This is a genomic window from Saccharibacillus alkalitolerans, assembly GCF_011090185.1.
GTDB lineage: Bacteria > Bacillota > Bacilli > Paenibacillales > Paenibacillaceae > Saccharibacillus > Saccharibacillus alkalitolerans.
The window spans coordinates 332,764-349,580 of the sequence record NZ_JAAFGS010000002.1; the positions used below are offsets into that span (position 1 = coordinate 332,764).

A 16,817-nucleotide genomic window follows, 5' to 3' on the forward strand; every position below is an offset into this window, starting at 1 on the left:
GTTATTGCCGTTTCGGCGGCCGTCTGTCCGGATGCTACGGAATTTTCGTACGGGTGCTTCATCGCTGTGCCCGGTTCCAACTCCTGCGTCCAAGTATAGGGATTGGCCGGGCGGCATGTCTTTACATCGCGGTTAAAAAAAGTTACAGATTGTTAGAAAATTCGCGTTTTTTCGAGCCTGGGGCTTTTTAGTAAAATAGTCCTAAAATTTTTATCTACCAAGCAGCGAAAAACTATAAACAAATGAAAACAACCAACCGAAATATCAATTAGACACAAGTTAGACACTTTAAAAACTTCAAAAATCGACCTTTCCTGACGCTAAGCCGGTTTTCCCCAAGCTGCATTTTCCTTATTTTCATTGGTTTTATCCCTTTAATCATATGTAAAAATAGATTTAAGGAAAAATTAATGAATATTTTGTGAAAATGTGATATTGTAAATTTACATTCATCAAAGAGGTGACCCATCATGCCAATGCAAAACCGTGTACAAGAACTGCGAGACCTGCTCCCGAAAGAACACAAGGGCATTTCGGCCTATGTAGAGCACGCACTCCAGTCGATTGATCAACTCGTCGAAAAACATCGTTGCGACAATGCCGCTCTCGCGATTTACGGAGAAAGAATCAACGGAAACGAAGAGCGCGTCTATTTCGATACAGTGTCGCAAATCAAGGCCGACCTGCTCTCCACGCTGGAAAAAACGGTACAAGACGTGCTGCACACCGGCGACAAGAACTGGAGCAAACATTATAAAGACGGCGTCCAGGGTTAACTGCCTATGAGGAGACAGCCGCGACGTTTGCCAAGCAAAAAGACCTGACTTCCGCATTTCATGAGGAAGCCGGGTCTTTTTGTTATGATGTCAAAAATTTAAGAAGTTCTTCGTCCGCCGGATTTTCGCCGTTCAGACGATATCGAGCGGGACTTTTCTCCCCGGTGCCGGGAAGGCGCGGTCCAGGCGCTTCAGGTCCTCTTCGGTCAGTTCAATCAGCGCGGCTGAGGCATTCTCGGTCACGTGATCCGGATCGGACGCTTTCGGAATCGCCACTGCGTCGCCGCTTCGGATGACCCAGGCCAGCAGCACTTGGGCCGGCGCGGCCGACAATCGCTGTGCGATCTGTCGAACTTCGGGATGGTCCATCAGTTCGCGGCGCAGCGAGCCTCCCTGCGCCAGCGGACAGTAAGCCATGATCGGCATCGAAGCGCGGCGCTGCCAGGGAAGCAAATCGTATTCGATGCCTCGCGAGCCCAGGTGGTACAGCACTTGATTGATCTCGCATCCGCCGCCGTCCGGCGTCTCCGACAGCTCTTCCATATCCCGCGTATCCAGATTGGATACTCCCCAACGTCCGATCTTCCCGTCCTTCTTCAGTCTCTCCATCGCCTCCGCCGTCTCGGCAAGCGGCACGTTCCCCCGCCAATGCAGCAGATACAGATCGATAAACTCCGTCTCCAAACGGCGCAGACTGTCTTCGCAAGCTTTAACGATCGAATGGCGTCCCGCATGGCTCGGAAGCGCTTTGCTGACGAGAAAGGCGTCGTCGCGCCTTCCTTTGATCGCGCGCGCGACAATGCGCTCCGCGCCTCCGTTTGCGTACATTTCCGCCGTATCGATCACCGTCATTCCGAGGTCCAGTCCCAACTGAAGCGCCTCGACTTCCTGCCGCGCTTTCCGGGCGTCCTCGCCCATATACCAGGTCCCCTGGCCGATTGCCGGAAGTTCCGTTCCGTCCGCCAATCGGACGGTCCGGCTGTTCAATCCCTCGCGGATCTCGTCCGCCGAATATCGGTTCATCGCGCATCCCCTCTTTCGCTTGATCGGCCGCCCGGGCCTTCCCTCCAACTATAACCAAAAACGGAGGCAAACCAAAACGCGGAGCCTTTAGGCTCCGCGCTGCGTGTCGAGAAAATCTAGCGTAACTGGAAGCGAGAAGACGTAGAGAGAAATTCAGTGAAGGAGCGACAGCGTTCGCCTTTGAAATCGAGAAAATTCCGCTTAACATTTAATCTTTTTCTCGATTTCAACACGCGACCGGAACGAATTTCTCTCGGAGTCTTCTCGCTTCCCGCGCTGAAGTAACTTTCTCGACAGCCTGGCGGAGCCTTTAGGCTCCGCGCTGCGTCTCTCCGTCGAACAGGTGATGAGGAGGAACCGGGCGGCTGAAGTAATAACCCTGAAACTCCAAGCAGCGCTGCCCGGTGAGAATCTCCAATTGTCCTTCCGTTTCGATGCCTTCGGCGATGACATCCATGCCCAGGCTGTAAGCCATGGCAATGATGGTTTTGACGATCGCCTGCTCGCTCCCGCTTTCTTCGAGCCGCATGACGAACGAGCGATCGATCTTAAGCCGGTTGATCGGCAGTACGCTGAGGTAACTGAGCGAGCTGTAACCCGTCCCGAAATCGTCGAGGCTGAGACGGATCCCCAGCCCGTTCAGCCGATTCAGGATATCGATCGACGCGGAAGCGTCCATCATCATGCTTTCCGTAATTTCGAGTTCGAGGTACTGGGGATCCAGACCGGTCTCCGCCAGAATGCGTTCGATTTCGAACTCGAGGTCGGGCTGGTGAAACTGCTGGGTCGAGAGATTGACCGACACCGGAACTTTAGCCCGGCCTTCGTCGTGCCAGGCTTTGGCCTGCAGGCACGCTTCGCGAAGCACCCAACTGCCGATCTCGATAATCAGTCCCGTTTCTTCCGCGATCGGAATGAAGCGTCCCGGCGGAATCATCCCGCGAACCGGATGACGCCAGCGCAGCAGCGCTTCCATCCCGATCAGTTCGCGGTCCGGCATCCGGTACTGAGGCTGATAGTGAATTTCCAGCTCGCCGCGCTCGATCGATTTGCGCAGATCGGCTTCGACTTCGATCTTGAACAGGAGCTCGTCGTCCAGCTCCGCCGAATACAAACGATAGCCGTTCTTCCCTCCGCGCTTCACTTCGTACATGGCCGAGTCGGCGTTCTTGATCAATTCTTCGCGGGTTTCGCCGTGCTCGGGGTACATGGCGATGCCGATGCTTGCGCTGACGTAAAAGTCGTTGTCTTTCAGCGTGTAAGGAACTTGAAGGATCGAAACGATCCGCCCGGCCAGTTCCGCGACTTCTTCGTCCGATGCAAACGAATGGCACAGCAAAGCAAATTCGTCCCCGCCCATCCGCGACAGCGCCGCCTTGGACGGATCGATCACTTCGCCGATCCGCTGCGCGACTTTCTGAAGAAAAGTATCGCCGTAGGCATGGCCGAGCGAGTCGTTGATCATCTTGAAGCGGTCAATGTCGAGCACCATCACGGCCAACCGCTCCGTGCCGAGCGATCGCTCGATCCGTTCCTGGACGGTCGCGTCGAACTGACGGCGGTTCGGCAGATTGGTCAGCTCGTCGTGATAAGCCAAATGTTCGACGCGCGCCTGCGTTTCTTTTTGCCGGGTGATGTCCCGCACGATAATATGGGTTCCGGTAATGCCCCCTTCCAGATTGACCGGAACGCTGACGACGCCGAGCTGAATGGTCCGCCCGTTCGGATGCGAAATTTGCGTTTCGTAAGCCAGCGCCGACGATAAGGATGCTTCGCCGTGCCGAACCCGGACCTGCCGGTACGCCTCGGGATCGAAAAATCGGCGCAGCACTTCGACCGGTTGACCGACGAAATCTTCGCGCTTCAAGCCGGTCAGATCCAAGATCGCAGGGTTGATGTCCGCGATTTCGCCTGAGGTATCGATGGAAATAATGCCGTCGACGTTGTTCTCGTACAGCGCTCTATACCATTTTTCCTGCCGCCGAATCAGTTTGTCCTTCTGATTCAGGCGGCTGTTGATAAACGCGCCGTAAATCGTGAAACCGATCAGCAGCAGGCTGCTCAGCGCGATGATCAGCGCCAGGCTGTTCGTATCGACTTGACTGCCTCCGAATTCCGGAATATGTCCTTCATGAACGTGGAAGCTTGCTGCCGCCATGCCGATATAGTGCATCCCGGCAATGGCCGCCCCCATAACGAGCGCGCTTGCCACTTTGACCGGCAGCCGTCTCCCTTCTCGGCGAAGTTCGCGCATCAGAGCCAGCGCCGCGATGGAGGCAAGGACCGCGACCGCGACCGAGAGGGCGACCAGCCAGGGATCGTAGCTTATTTTCATCGCCATGGAAGCCATTCCGGTATAGTGCATATCGACCACGCCCGAAGCGAGCAGCAGCCCGCCGATGAGCAGAGAACGCCAGGTCAGATTTTGCCGGCTCACCGTCCAGAGCGCGATGAACGAGACGAAAATCGGCATGATCATCGACAGAATGATGAGCGGAATGTTATAAGTCATCCGCATGGGCAGCTCCAAAGCCAGCATGCCGACGAAATGCATGGACCAGATTCCGAGGCCCATGGACACCGCGCCTCCGGCAAGCCAAAAAGCTCGGGACTTTCCGTGCGCCAAGTGGATTCTGCCGGCAAGGTTCAGCGCCGCGTACGACGCGAGTACCGATATGATGCAGGAAACAACGACCAGTCCGAGGTTATATGTGCCCTGTGCAATTTCCATGTGTTTCCCCTTTCGAGCCCTGCCTCTTATCTGACGATCTTGGTCGACAGACGGATTAAGCTATCTGTTATATCGGCATTTTCCCGTCCTTCGGACAGGTAAATTCCGGCAGTCGGTCCTTTTTCAAGCCTGCATATGCCGGTTTGGGCGGTCCCGTCGGCTTCTGTCCCCCGGTTCAATGCTTCAGCTCGTCCTCGAGATAGAAGCGAAGCTCGGTATAAATCTCCACGATTTCTCTCATGGGCATACGGACGAGCCCGCTGGAAGAAGGAGCCACGAAGTCGACGACGCCGTCGACGGCGGACTCCGGCTGAAAGCCCCAAGGCGCTTGTCTGCGGCCGGTAAATTCGGTATAGACTCCCTTGCCCACATAGCAGGCTACCCTCGGCAGATACGACGACAGCTTGGCCCGCAGAATCTTACGGCCTTCGCGGTATTCCTCGCGCGCGATATCTTCGACGCCGCGCGTCGGGCGGGCAACGATATTCGTAAAGCCGTAACCCAGTTTCAGCAGCTCTCCGTCCTCCGCGGGCGAGTAGCGCCGCGGGGTCAGTCCCGATTCTTCGAGGATGCGCCAGAAGTTGTTGCGCGGATTGGCATAATGATGCCCGGTTTCTCCCGAACGGAGACTCGGGTTGAAGCCGATAAACAGCACGGACAGCCCGTGGTCCAGATGATCGTTGATTTCCGGCATGGCGGCCGGCACTCCCCTTTCCGGCCGACCGCAAAGCAAAGCCGGCCCGACAGGAAACGACGTTCCGTGCGGAGCCCGCTTTCCGGCATGTCTTTCGGCATCCGGCAGTCGCTTTACAATCGTTAGTTTTAGAGTTACCGTTAACGAATAGGTTGTTTCAAATCTTTATGATGAACAGCCCTTATCATCATACAAGGAGTCGATCGAATGTACCAGCCGCAGCAGAACCTAAACGAAGCCGGCGGCGTCCGCCCGGCCGAGCCGCGCGTGCTCGTCGTGACCGCCGTCGAGGCGGAGCGCGAAGCGGTGCTCGCCGGCCTGAACGGCGATGAGCGCTTCGACGTGGTCGCCGCCGGCGTCGGCGTCGCCGCGGCGGCCGCCGGCACGGCGCGCGCGCTGGCGGGCGGCGGCTACGCCCGCGTCGTCAGCGCCGGCATTGCCGGAGGCTTCGCCGGCGCGGCGGAAATCGGCTCGCTCGTCGTCGCGAGCCGAATCGTTGCGGCCGATCTGGGCTCGGACAGCCCGGACGGCTTTATTTCCGTGGACGAGCTGGGCTTCGGCTCGTCCGTGATTCCGGCCGAGGACGAAGTCTCGGCCGCTCTGGCCTGCGCGCTGCGGGGCGCCGGCCTGGACGCGCGCCTCGGGCCGGTGCTGACGGTCGCCACGACGACCGGCACGCTTGCGGGCGCGCAGGCGCTTGCCGCGCGCGTGCCCGGCGCGGCGGCCGAAGGCATGGAAGGCTTCGGCGTGGCGGAAGCCGCCCGGCAGTTCGGGCTGCCCGCGCTTGAGCTGCGGGCGATCTCGAACGCGGTCGGCCCGCGCGACCGCGAATCCTGGAAGATCGGCGAAGCGCTGGGCGCGCTTCGCATGGCAAGCTCAATTTTACCGGAGGTGTTGTTCGCTTGAAGATCGCATTTTCCCCGTGTCCCAACGACACGTTCGTATTCCACGCGCTGACGCACGGCCTGATCGAAGGCGCGCCGGAGCTTGAAGTGACGTATGCCGATATCGATATCACCAACAACTGGGCCGCGGCCGGCGAAGGTCCCGAAGTCATGAAAATCTCTTACGCCGCCCTTCCCTGGGTGCTGAACGAATACGCCCTGATCCCCTGCGGCGGAGCGCTGGGCCGCGGCTGCGGCCCGCTCGTTCTGACGAAGGACGCCGCGTCGCCGGCGGACCTGTCCGGCAAGCGCATCGCCGTGCCGAGCGAACGCTCGACGGCTTACCTGCTGTTCCGCCTCTGGGCGGCGCAAAGCATTCCGGGCGGCATCGGAGAAGTGGTCGTCATGCCGTTCGATAAGATCATGCCGGCCGTGCAAAGCGGCGAGATCGACGCCGGACTCGTCATCCACGAAGCCCGCTTTACGTATCAGAACTACGGCTTGCACAAGCTCGCCGACATGGGCGACTGGTGGGAGTCCGATACCGGCCTGCCGATCCCGCTCGGCGCGATCATCGCCAAGCGCGGCGCCGTCGATCCGAAACCGATCGCCGAATGGGTGCGCGCTTCCGTCGAATACGCCTGGAAGCATCCGGAAGCTTCACGCGAATACGTGCTGGAGCACGCGCAGGAAATGGATTCGTCCGTCGCCGATTCGCATATCGCGCTCTACGTCAACGAGTTCACCGCCGATCTCGGCGAAGACGGCTACGCGGCGATCCGTTCGCTGCTGACCCGCGCGGCCCGCGAAGGCCTGGTGCCGGCGTTCGACGAGAAGCTGCTGCAGCCCGGCTATTGATATCCGATGCCGGCCGATTCATCATTTGCGGGTACCCCGCATGCAGTAAAAGACAAAGACGCTCGACTTTTCTCAATCAAAGTCGGGCGTCTTTATTAGGATGAAGGACTGCTGAACGAATCTTTTCGGAACGAACCGGCCCGTATCCGACAGCAGAATAAACCTTTTTTTGCGGAAGTGACCAAGTTTTGCATCCGCCGCTTTCTTTTTCGGGTAACTATAAGTGTTGCGGAAGCATACATAGGCTGTCTTCAAGCGAAACGGTTAAAAAAAGCGAGGTTATCCTATTGTTCACCCTTATGGCGGCAAGGCTCCTTCGTCTCCTGCCCAATCAGGCCAAAAAGACGCCCCTGCTCCCCTTCGAGCCGGTCGGAGAGAAAAAAGAGATGAAAGTCGAGACATCCGTGAAAACCGCGGATATCGCCCTGTACTATCCTTTGGAAGCCGCGCGCAAAAAACTCCCGGTGTACATCAATTTCCACGGCGGAGCGTTCATCATGCACGAAAAAGAGATGGACGATCCGTACTGCCGCTACCTGGCCAACCGGACGGAATGCGTCGTGGCGAACGTCGAATACGCCAAAGCGCCGGAGTATCCTTTTCCGAAGCCGATCGAACAGCTGTATGAAATTTTTCGGTGGATCAAGAAAAATGCGGACGACTTGAATTTCGATTCGGAACGGATCATGATCGGCGGGCAAAGCTCCGGCGCGAATCTGGCTGCCGCTCTTTGTCTTTATCTGGAAGAAAAAGGGGAGGCTCAACCCCGGCTTCAAGTGCTGAACTGTCCGATGCTGGATTTTGCCACCCCGCACTCGAACAAACCGGAACCGGACATGCTGCGTGCCCGGTATCCTCAAGCCGCCCATCTTTTGAACATGTGTTACGTGCCGAAAAAAGGCCAAGCGGAGAACCCTCTCGCTTCTCCCGTTTACGCGACGGTCAGCGACCGATTGGCGCCCGCTCTTATCGTGATCGCGGAACATGACGCGTTCAGGCCGGAAGCCGAACGTTACGCGAAGAAATTAAGAGAAGCCGGGGTAGACGTTCAGGAAATCCTGTTCGAAGACTGCAAACACGCTTTTACCCATCTGGGTCCGAAAGAAAAAGCGGAGGAAGCCTGGGAAACGGTCGCGCGCAAAATCAGGGAGGCGGCCGAATTTCCCGCGAATTAAGCACTTCTGATCAAGCGTTCCCCGGCAGGTACAATAACGTAAAGCGCATGCCGGGTTGGCGCAGGAACGAACACCATTTTCGATTCATGGGAAGGAGAAATCCGACAAGTGGAAAACACAAACAAAAGCGTACTGGTTATCGGAGGCGGACTCGGAGGGTTGTCGGCCGCGATTTCGCTGGCTCAGGCGGGGTACGATGTCTCGTTATACGAAAAAAACAATCATATCGGAGGAAAGCTGAACCGGCTGGACCAGGACGGTTTCGGCTTCGATTTGGGTCCGTCCATTCTGACGATGCCCCGAGTGTTCGAAGATTTGTTCGCGGCCAGCGGCAAATCGATGAAGGATTACGTTCGGATCGAAAAGCTTGATCATCAATGGCGTTCCTTTTTCCCCGACGGCAACGTCATCGACTTATACGAAGATTTGCGGGAAATGCAGGAGAAGAACAACTCCCTAAGCGAAAAAGACATGCGCGAATATCGGGAACTGCTCGATTATTCGAAGATGCTTTACGAGATGACGGATAAAACGTATTTTACGCACGGCGTGGACTCGACGAAAGAAATCATGAAACATACGACCCTGTTCGCTGCCTTGAAAAAATTCGATTTGTTCTCCACCGTTCGCCGGGCGATCGACAAACGGATCAGCAACAAACAGTTCAGCGATATGCTGTCCTACTTCATCAAGTACGTGGGTTCGTCTCCTTACGACGCGCCGGCCGTGCTGAACATGATGATCTACATGCAGCATGAACAGGGAGTCTGGTACGTGCCCGGCGGTTTGAATAAGCTGGCGGGCGGATTGGTGAAGCTGGCCGAGGAAGTCGGAGTCGATTTCCACCTCGGCAAACCGGTCGCCAAGCTCGAAAAAAAGAACGGCGAAATTACGGGCGCTCTTCTGGAAGACGGAACAAGGCTGACCGCGGATTATTACGTTTCCAATATGGAAGTCATCCCGGTTTACGAACGGCTTCTGGAAGAAGACAGCGATTTCGTAGGCAAATTGAAGAAAAAATTCGAACCGGCCAGCTCCGGTCTCGTGATGCATTTGGGCGTGAAAAAAAGCTATCCGCAGCTTCGCCACCATAATTTCTTTTTCGCGGAAAACATGAAGCAGCAGATGCAGTCCATCTTCCATCAGCATAAACTGCCGGACGATCCGGTCATTTATTTGGTCAACGTCAATAAGACGGATCCGTCGCAGGCGCCGGAAGGACACGAAAACATCAAAGTGCTGCCCCATATCCCTTATATTCAGGATCAGCACCCCATTACCCGGGAGGAATACGAACAATTCGCCGAGCGGACCCTGATCAAGTTGGAGCGAATGGGCCTGCACGATCTGCGGGCCAATATCGTAACCAAAGACGTATGGACGCCGGAAGATATCAAAAAAATGTACGGCTCCGACCGGGGCGCGATTTACGGAACCTTGTCGGACCGCAAAAAAAATAAAGGCTTCAAGCATCCCAAACAAAGTGAACGCTATAACAACTTATACTTCGTGGGCGGAACCGTAAATCCGGGAGGCGGAATGCCTATGGTCACGTTAAGCGGCCAGCTTGTCAGCAAGAAAATCGTTCAAAGGGATTTTTCCCATGCCGGACGATAAAACGGATTTTTTGACAGCCTTACCGGAAAGGCAGCGGGCAGAACTGTTGTCCAAAGGCAGCCCTTCGAGCGAGATGCGTAAAGGGCAGCTTTTAAAGCTGAAAACCATTCTTTCGGAGCGCGAAAAAGAATTGACCGATGCCCTTTATTCCGATTTGGGCAAACCGGCTTTCGAATCTTTTTCGTCCGAGATTGCCGTTCTGTTGAACGAGATCGATTATGTATGCAAGCATCTATCCAAATGGAACCGGCCTGGGGGATCGCTGCATCTTAAATTGGGCTGCATAGAAAGACTCCGAAAAAAGAGGCATCCGTACGGCAGCGCCCTGATCATCGGTTCGTGGAATTATCCGGTCCAGCTTACGCTGATGCCGGTGATCGGAGCGATCGCCGGCGGGAACTCCTGCGTGATCAAACCGTCCGAATACGCGCCGGCATCGGCCGAACTGCTGGAAGAGATCATCAATCAAAATTTCCCTCCCGAACAGCTGCATGTGGTGACGGGAGACGGACAGACCGCGGCCCTGCTGACTTCGGCCCCTTTCGACTTGATTTTTTTCACGGGCAGCGGACAAACCGGCAAGCTGGTGGCCGATCAGGCCGCCAAGCAGCTTACGCCGGTGATCCTGGAACTCGGCGGGAAAAACCCGTGCATCCTGGACGAAACGGGCTTTTCGGCAGCCGCCGTCAAAGACATCGTCTGGGGGAAGTTCCTGAATGCGGGCCAAACCTGCATCGCGCCGGATACCCTGTTCGTCCATCGCTCCGTTTACGAGCAGACGCTGAACGAAATTTCCGCCGCGCTTTCCGCTTTTTACGGAGAGCAGCCGCAGGCAAGCGGGGATTACGGCAGGATCTGTACCGACGCCCATTTTGAAAAGGTCGTTGAATTTATCGGGCAGGGCACGGTCCGCCTCGGCGGCGAGCATGATTCCTCCGAACGCTTTATCGCTCCGACCGTGTTAACGGATATCGAACCGGGAAGTCCCGTTTTGCGGGAAGAAATCTTCGGTCCGGTTCTTCCGGTCATTCCCTATACGGATCTGGAAACTTTATTGTCCGGCGACAGCCTTCAGCGCGATGCGCTGACCGGATACATCTTCAGCACAAACAAACATCGAATTCAGCGGTTCAACGACTATATGCGCTCCTCCACCATCAGCGTCAATCAAGTGATCCATCATGCCGCGAGTCCCCATATCGCCTTCGGCGGGGTCGGACAAAGCGGATACGGCGCTTATCACGGCAAAGCCGGCTTTCTGGCTTTCAGTTATGAAAAAACGAATGTCCGAACCTATCATTACCTGCGTTTTCCGGGGAAATTTCCGCCGTATTCCGATCAGAACCTGAACGCGTTGAAAAAGCTGCGAAAGTGGCTGCTCTAATCGAAGAAACGAAGCAAATACGAGACGGAAATGAGGGTTTACATGAGTAAAAAGGTGATCGTCATCGGAGGAGGTGTAGCAGGGCTTGCCGCCGCCATAAGGCTGCAGCATGCGGGTTATCAGGCGGAGATCTACGAAAAAGGACTAACGCCCGGAGGGAAAATGAACCGCATCGAACTGGAAGGGGGATACCGGTTCGATCTGGGGCCGAGCATCGTGATGCTGCCGGAAATCTACCGGGAAGTCTTCGAACTGTGCGGCCGCGATCCGGACGATTACATTCCGATGGAAAAGCTGGACCCGATCTACCGGGCTTACTTCAGCGATATTCCCGACCAGCCTTTCGACATCTCTTCCGACATGACCAAGCTGACCCGAACGATCGAAGCGATCAGCGAAGAAGACACGGCGGGCTTTTTTCGGTATATGAATGAAATTTACCAAAAATTCGTCATTGCCAAGCATTACATTCTTCCGAGGCCTTTCCGCAAAAGGTCCGACTTTTATAATCTTCCGATGCTGAAAAAAGCGGTGAAGCTGAAGCCTTACGACACCGCGGATCAGTTCGTCGGCCGGTATATCAAGAACAAAAGGCTGAGGCAAATGATCAGTTTTCAAACGCTGTACATCGGCATCTCCCCTCTGACCAGCCCTTCTTTTTATACGATGATTCCCATGCTTCAATTCCTGTACGGAGTATGGTTTATCAAGGGCGGCATGTATACGATGGCCCTGTCGATGGAAAGGCTGTTCAATGAGCTTGGAGGAATCGTTCATTACGGCAAGAACGTAGAGGAGATCTCCATTCAAAACGGAAAAGCGGACGGGATTATCGTGGACGGGCAAAAAATTTCTTCGGATTACGTCGTTTGCAATGCGGACTTCCCGTACGCGATCAAGCACCTGGTCCAAGACAAGCCTGCCAAAGGAAAGTATACCGACGAAAAGGTCGACAGCATGAAGTATTCCTGCTCCTGCTTCCTGCTGTACCTCGGCATGGACCGGAAGTACGAAGAAACGGAGCATGTGCATAATTTTATTTTCAACGAAAACTTGGACCAGAATCTGAAAGATATTTTCGACGGCAAAAAGCTGACGAACGCTTCTTTCTACGTGTACATCGCTTCGAAAGCGGACCCGTCTCTGGCGCCGGAAGGAAAAGACGGCTTGTATATCCTGATGCCCGTCTCCAATGCGGCCGAATCCGATTACGAATGGAACGAAGAGACGGTTGCTTATTATCGCGGTTACATCCTGAATGAGTTGAAAAAGATTCGCGGCTTCGAAAACGTCGAGAACGAGATCGTGACCGAGACGCATACGACGCCGCTCGATTTCCGTTCGAAATTCAATGCGTATAACGGCGCCACATTCGGTTTGCAGCCCATTCTGAAACAAAGCAACCATTATCGTCCGCAAAGCAAAGCGAGCCACTGCGAAAATTTGTACTTTACCGGAAGCAGCACGCATCCCGGCGCCGGCGTCCCGATCGTGCTTCTGTCGGCCAAGATTGCCGCCCAGGAATTGATCCAGGACGATACGGGCGAGCTGTTCGATTATTCGGTGAAATAGGCGAGATAAGGAAAGCGAGATAAAAACCGTAAGATAGGAAAGGTGGCGGATGTTATAACGACTGTGGATATCATTAAGCTGGCGGTCGGACTTGCGGCCGTGATAGCCGGTGTTCTCGTGTTCCGGTCGCTGCCGGTCCCGGCTTCCTCCTCCGGCTCTGCGACCGGCCTTCCGTTTCTGTCCGTCATTATTCCGGCCAGAAACGAAGAAAGCCGAATCCTCCCCCTGCTGCGGTCGCTGCGGGAGCAGCGGTTCAAGTCCTTCGAAATTCTGGTGATCGACGACGATTCGTCGGACGGGACAGCGGCCGTCGCGGAAAGCTTCGGCGCAAAGGTGCTGCGGAATGAAGGGGCGGGCAAATCGTCGGCCTGCTGGTACGGCGCTCAGCAGGCCAAAGGAAGCTGGTTATTGTTTTTGGACGCCGATACAAAGTTCGAAAGCGCGGACGGGTTAAGCCGGCTGCTGCATTTTTATCAGGAAAAGGGCGCCCGGGGCATTACGGCGCTGCAGCCGTTTCACACCGTCGAGCGCCTGTACGAATACATCTCCGTCGTCTTTAATATTATCGTCGTGGTCGGAATGAACCTTTTCACCGTTTGGGGCTCGCGGTTCAAAACGGCCGGTTCGTTCGGCCCGTGCATTTTATGCAATCGGGACGATTACTTCCTGTCGGGAGGCCACAAAAAAATCGAGGGCGCCATCATGGACGATCTGGCGCTGGGAGAAGTCTTTCTCGAACAGGATCTTCCTGTTCGCTGCCTCGGCGGCAAAGGCCTTATCTCTTTGCGCATGTACCCGGAAGGCGTAGGAAGCCTGATCGAGGGTTGGTGCAAAAGCTTCGCCGTCGGCTCCAAATCCACTCATCCCATCGTCATGCTCATGGTCATCTTCTGGATTTCCGGCAGCTTCATCGCCGCATCGGCCCTGATCTCTTCCCTTATCGCCTGGAATCCGGCCTCCATCCTGTTCAGCGGGGCATTGTATGCGCTGTACGCCGTTCAGACCGCATGGTTTGCCGGCCGGGTGGGTAATTTCAAAAAAGCGGTTTTCCTTTTTTATCCGATCTTCTTTTTGTTTTTCGCAGGCATCTATTTGTATTCGTTCATCCGGGTGAACGTTTTCCATTCCGTGAATTGGAAAGGCCGCAAAATCAAAGTCTGAACGTTCTTGGGCCTACCGCCTACCGGTAAAGCTCCGGTCTTCGGTCGCTGAAGACCGGAATATGGCCCCTCGTTTCCTGAACGGCCAAAGTGTCGATCTCCGCGGTCAAAAACTCGTCCGTCTCGTTCGCTTCGGCGATCACTTCTCCCCACGGATCTATAATCGTCGAATGCCCGGCGAAGTCATGATCCGGATCGCTGCCGATCCGGTTGCAGGCGACGACCCAACATTGATTTTCGATCGCCCGGGCCATCAGCAGGGCGCGCCAGTGATCCAGCCTTTCGATCGGCCATTCGGCCACGACGAACAGCACTTCCGCGCCGTCGGACATATGCGCGCGGATCCATTCGGGAAAACGGATATCGTAGCAGACGACACCCGCGCTTCGGACATGATCCAGTTCGAACAATCCTTTTTCGGTTCCCGTATTCAGATGCAGATGTTCGTCCATCAATTGGAACAAGTGCGCCTTATCGTACTCCGAACACAAGCGCCCTTCGCGGTCGTACACCAGCATCGTGTTGAACACGCCTTGAGGAGTGCTCTTCGCGGTCGATCCGCCCACCAGATGGACGCCGTGTTTGCGGGCCATTTCCGAGAGGAAACTTTTGGTGCGCGACGCTTGGTCTTCGGCGATTTCGCCCAATCGTGTCAGGTCGTACCCTGTCGTCCACAGCTCGGGCAGAACGAGAATATTCGGCTTGTCTTCCATGGCCCGCTCGATTCGGGCTTCGATCGCCTCGTAGTTCTTTTCCGGATCGCCGAATGCGATATCGTACTGAATGCAGGTGATTTTCCATTTCGCCATCGCAATGCCTCCATTCCTCAACCGTGCTTTTTATGCGGCTGCGGGTTTCTCTTAAGCCTATACGATAGAAGATGGCAATTGCAAACGCTGCCACCGTTGACAGTCCCGATACGGCATGCCATAATTCAAACATATGCACCTTTTATAGATGATGAATTGAACATCTTATCAAGAGCAGGCGGAGGGACCAGCCCGATGAAGCCCGGCAACCGACCCCTTTACGGGGCACGGTGCTAATTCTTGCTCGTATGTTCGTTCCGTCCGCTGCGCGGCCGGCCGAATACACGGAGAGATAAGAAGAGACCTTCGCCTATTCGAGCCTCTTCTTATCGGGAAGAGGCTTTTTGACGTCTCGCCTTTCCCGCCTCTTCGCCGCCTGCTCCCGCTCTTTCACTTACCGCGTAAGCCCGGCTTCCGCCGGTTCTTATACGCGAAGCCCTCGGCCCACGCCGCCGGCCTTCGCCCGCCGGAACGCTTCCCGCGCCCGGCCGTCCCAACGCCGCTCTTGTCTTCTCGCCGACAGGCACCGGATCGGTTCGCGTTTCGCTCCGATCCCGGCTGCATCAGACGCGTGATTCCATCCTCAAATGCAATCATCCGGACCGTCGGCGCTTTCGGAACGGGAGCCTTTTCGCAAACGAGCTTTCCCGGCTCGCCTGCGGAAAGGCTCTTTTCCGCTTCCTCAAAACCCATCCTTTAACATTTTTTCCTTACAAGCTGCGGCTCGCGGGTCAGGCTGTACGGTGCAGGTTTATGTAATACGTATACACCGCTTCTTCACAGCCGCCCGCCCCCCGAATGCTCGCACAGCGTCATCGGTCCGTCAAGCCGTTTTCTGCCGCTCGGTTTAAGACTTTATCCCGATTACGGAGGCGATTGCCATGAAGTCCAAACCCCTGACGCCCAAGCGCGTCGGTCCGTCTCTTGCCGCCCTGCTGTTGGGCGCCGGCCTATTGTTCCCGGCGCCGTCTTACGCTTCCGCTTCGCCGGCCGCCTTCCCCGAAGCGGCCGGGAGCGGAATGCCGGCCGCCGACGCGGCCGCGCTGCGCGTCAGCGTGACCGACGCGGTGACCCGGCAGCCGCTGGACGGGGTGACTCTCACCCTGTATTGGGCCGATACCGCCGGCAACCGGTCCGCAGGCCGCGTCCCCGGCCGTTCCGTCTTCGCTGGGCCGCTCCCGCGGGAGGGCGGCGGAGCCGGCCGGTACGAGCGAACGGTTCCGGCGGAAGCCGACTATTACGTTGTCGGCGAGAAAGCCGGCTATCTGACTTTCGATAGCCGAAACCAGAACGCCGCCGGCGCGGCAGGCGGCGTTCTTCGCGTCGGCGGGGCCGGCGCCGACTACGCTTTCGCGATGACCCCGGCGGCGCATAAGTATCCCGCCTACATGAGCGGCTACACGGACGGCCTGTTCCGTCCCGAGCAGAACGTGACCCGCGTCGAGCTGGCCGCGATCCTGCAGCGGTCGATGGGCCAAGAATACGCGGCGGCCGATATGAAGTTCCGCGACGTCGAGCCGGGCAAATGGTCGGCGGCCAGCGTCGCGTTCGTCACCGCGAACGGCTGGATGCAGGGCACGGGCGCCGACCGGTTCGAACCGAATCGGGAAGTCAGCCGCGCGGAATTGGCGCGCATCCTCGCCAATGTGTTCGGCTGGAGCGCGGAAAGCGGCGGCTCCGGCACGGCGTACAAGGACACGGACGGGCATTGGGCGTCCGGCGCTATCGCGGCCGCCGCGGCGCACGGCGCGCTGAGCGGTTATCCGGACGGCAGCTTCCGGCCGGACCGGGCGGTAACGCGCGCCGAGATCGCGGCGCTGATCAACCGGCTGATCGGCCGGCCGGCCGATGCCGGGCTGCCGATGACGTGGAGCGACGTCCCTCCGTCGTATTGGGCCTACGGCGACGTAATGGCCGCGTCGATCGACCATACGCCGAGCGGCGCCCGTTAAGCGGCCCCGGTAGGAGCCCGCCAGGCCGCGCCTGCTTCCTCTTCATGTCCCCGCTCCCGCAGCGTGCCAAAAAGCCGCGTGCCCGATCGACGATCGTCGACGGCCACGCGGCTTTTGACATGCGCATCATGCTCCGCGTTTTCCGGTATTCGTATCTCGATACCGCGGAAAAAACGATGCTT

The 16,817-nt window shown here is 56.7% G+C and carries 13 protein-coding genes and 1 riboswitch; of the genes, 9 read left to right on the forward strand and 4 right to left on the reverse strand.

Features of this window, described 5'->3' with window-relative positions:
• Positions 1–470 precede the first annotated feature (470 nt).
• Positions 471–776 (forward strand): hypothetical protein, encoded by a 306-nt coding sequence (locus tag GYN08_RS07085; protein WP_166273470.1) that lies wholly within the window; start codon positions 471–473, stop codon positions 774–776.
• 132 nt (positions 777–908) lie between these two features.
• Here GYN08_RS07085 and GYN08_RS07090 read toward each other — a convergent pair whose 3' ends face one another.
• The 3 genes from GYN08_RS07090 to GYN08_RS07100 all read right to left on the reverse strand — a co-directional run bounded on the left by GYN08_RS07090 (position 909) and on the right by GYN08_RS07100 (position 5,224).
• Positions 909–1,799 carry an aldo/keto reductase gene (locus tag GYN08_RS07090; RefSeq protein WP_166273472.1) on the reverse strand — a complete coding sequence of 297 codons (891 nt, stop codon included), beginning with the start codon at positions 1,797–1,799 and terminating at the stop codon, positions 909–911.
• A 310-nt stretch (positions 1,800–2,109) separates the two neighbouring features.
• Complete coding sequence (locus GYN08_RS07095; protein WP_166273474.1) at positions 2,110–4,530, reverse strand: bifunctional diguanylate cyclase/phosphodiesterase; 2,421 nt, start codon at positions 4,528–4,530, stop codon at positions 2,110–2,112.
• Between the two features lie 175 nt (positions 4,531–4,705).
• Positions 4,706–5,224 carry a mismatch-specific DNA-glycosylase gene (locus tag GYN08_RS07100; protein WP_166273476.1) on the reverse strand — a complete coding sequence of 173 codons (519 nt, stop codon included), beginning with the start codon at positions 5,222–5,224 and terminating at the stop codon, positions 4,706–4,708.
• Between the two features lie 207 nt (positions 5,225–5,431).
• On the opposite strand from GYN08_RS07100, the gene GYN08_RS07105 reads away from it, so the two are divergent.
• The 7 genes from GYN08_RS07105 to GYN08_RS07135 all read left to right on the forward strand — a co-directional run bounded on the left by GYN08_RS07105 (position 5,432) and on the right by GYN08_RS07135 (position 13,875).
• Positions 5,432–6,130: a futalosine hydrolase gene (locus GYN08_RS07105; protein ID WP_166273478.1), complete on the forward strand. Its 699-nt coding sequence runs from the start codon at positions 5,432–5,434 to the stop codon at positions 6,128–6,130.
• Positions 6,127–6,966, forward strand: coding sequence for a 1,4-dihydroxy-6-naphthoate synthase (locus GYN08_RS07110; RefSeq protein ID WP_166273480.1), 840 nt, complete (start codon positions 6,127–6,129; stop codon positions 6,964–6,966). Before GYN08_RS07105 ends, GYN08_RS07110 begins: the two co-directional genes overlap by 4 nt.
• A gap of 386 nt (positions 6,967–7,352) precedes the next feature.
• Complete coding sequence (locus tag GYN08_RS07115) at positions 7,353–8,141, forward strand: alpha/beta hydrolase (RefSeq protein WP_235945976.1); 789 nt, start codon at positions 7,353–7,355, stop codon at positions 8,139–8,141.
• Between the two features lie 108 nt (positions 8,142–8,249).
• Positions 8,250–9,758, forward strand: coding sequence for a phytoene desaturase family protein (locus tag GYN08_RS07120; protein ID WP_166273482.1), 1,509 nt, complete (start codon positions 8,250–8,252; stop codon positions 9,756–9,758).
• Positions 9,745–11,142, forward strand: coding sequence for an aldehyde dehydrogenase family protein (locus GYN08_RS07125; RefSeq protein ID WP_166273484.1), 1,398 nt, complete (start codon positions 9,745–9,747; stop codon positions 11,140–11,142). Before GYN08_RS07120 ends, GYN08_RS07125 begins: the two co-directional genes overlap by 14 nt.
• 42 nt (positions 11,143–11,184) lie before the next feature.
• On the forward strand, positions 11,185–12,714 hold the full coding sequence (locus tag GYN08_RS07130; RefSeq protein WP_166273486.1) for a phytoene desaturase family protein: 1,530 nt from the start codon (positions 11,185–11,187) through the stop codon (positions 12,712–12,714).
• Between the two features lie 63 nt (positions 12,715–12,777).
• Positions 12,778–13,875: a glycosyltransferase family 2 protein gene (locus GYN08_RS07135; RefSeq protein ID WP_328802902.1), complete on the forward strand. Its 1,098-nt coding sequence runs from the start codon at positions 12,778–12,780 to the stop codon at positions 13,873–13,875.
• Positions 13,876–13,894: 19 nt separating this feature from the next.
• On the opposite strand, the gene GYN08_RS07140 is transcribed toward GYN08_RS07135, so the two are convergent.
• Positions 13,895–14,683: a carbon-nitrogen family hydrolase gene (locus GYN08_RS07140; RefSeq protein WP_166273488.1), complete on the reverse strand. Its 789-nt coding sequence runs from the start codon at positions 14,681–14,683 to the stop codon at positions 13,895–13,897.
• 162 nt (positions 14,684–14,845) lie between these two features.
• A riboswitch (SAM riboswitch) is annotated at positions 14,846–14,982 on the forward strand.
• Positions 14,983–15,564: 582 nt separating this feature from the next.
• On the opposite strand from GYN08_RS07140, the gene GYN08_RS07145 reads away from it, so the two are divergent.
• On the forward strand, positions 15,565–16,635 hold the full coding sequence (locus GYN08_RS07145; RefSeq protein WP_166273490.1) for an S-layer homology domain-containing protein: 1,071 nt from the start codon (positions 15,565–15,567) through the stop codon (positions 16,633–16,635).
• Positions 16,636–16,817: the final 182 nt, after the last annotated feature.

Coding starts and splice junctions, on each gene's coding strand:
- GYN08_RS07085 (WP_166273470.1), top strand. CDS start 471: ATGCCAATGCAAAACCGTGTACAAGAACTGCGAGACCTGCTCCCGAAA.
- GYN08_RS07115 (WP_235945976.1), top strand. CDS start 7,353: ATGAAAGTCGAGACATCCGTGAAAACCGCGGATATCGCCCTGTACTAT.
- GYN08_RS07100 (WP_166273476.1), bottom strand. CDS start 5,224: ATGCCGGAAATCAACGATCATCTGGACCACGGGCTGTCCGTGCTGTTT.
- GYN08_RS07105 (WP_166273478.1), top strand. CDS start 5,432: ATGTACCAGCCGCAGCAGAACCTAAACGAAGCCGGCGGCGTCCGCCCG.
- GYN08_RS07140 (WP_166273488.1), bottom strand. CDS start 14,683: ATGGCGAAATGGAAAATCACCTGCATTCAGTACGATATCGCATTCGGC.
- GYN08_RS07095 (WP_166273474.1), bottom strand. CDS start 4,530: ATGGAAATTGCACAGGGCACATATAACCTCGGACTGGTCGTTGTTTCC.
- GYN08_RS07130 (WP_166273486.1), top strand. CDS start 11,185: ATGAGTAAAAAGGTGATCGTCATCGGAGGAGGTGTAGCAGGGCTTGCC.
- GYN08_RS07145 (WP_166273490.1), top strand. CDS start 15,565: ATGAAGTCCAAACCCCTGACGCCCAAGCGCGTCGGTCCGTCTCTTGCC.
- GYN08_RS07125 (WP_166273484.1), top strand. CDS start 9,745: ATGCCGGACGATAAAACGGATTTTTTGACAGCCTTACCGGAAAGGCAG.
- GYN08_RS07090 (WP_166273472.1), bottom strand. CDS start 1,799: ATGAACCGATATTCGGCGGACGAGATCCGCGAGGGATTGAACAGCCGG.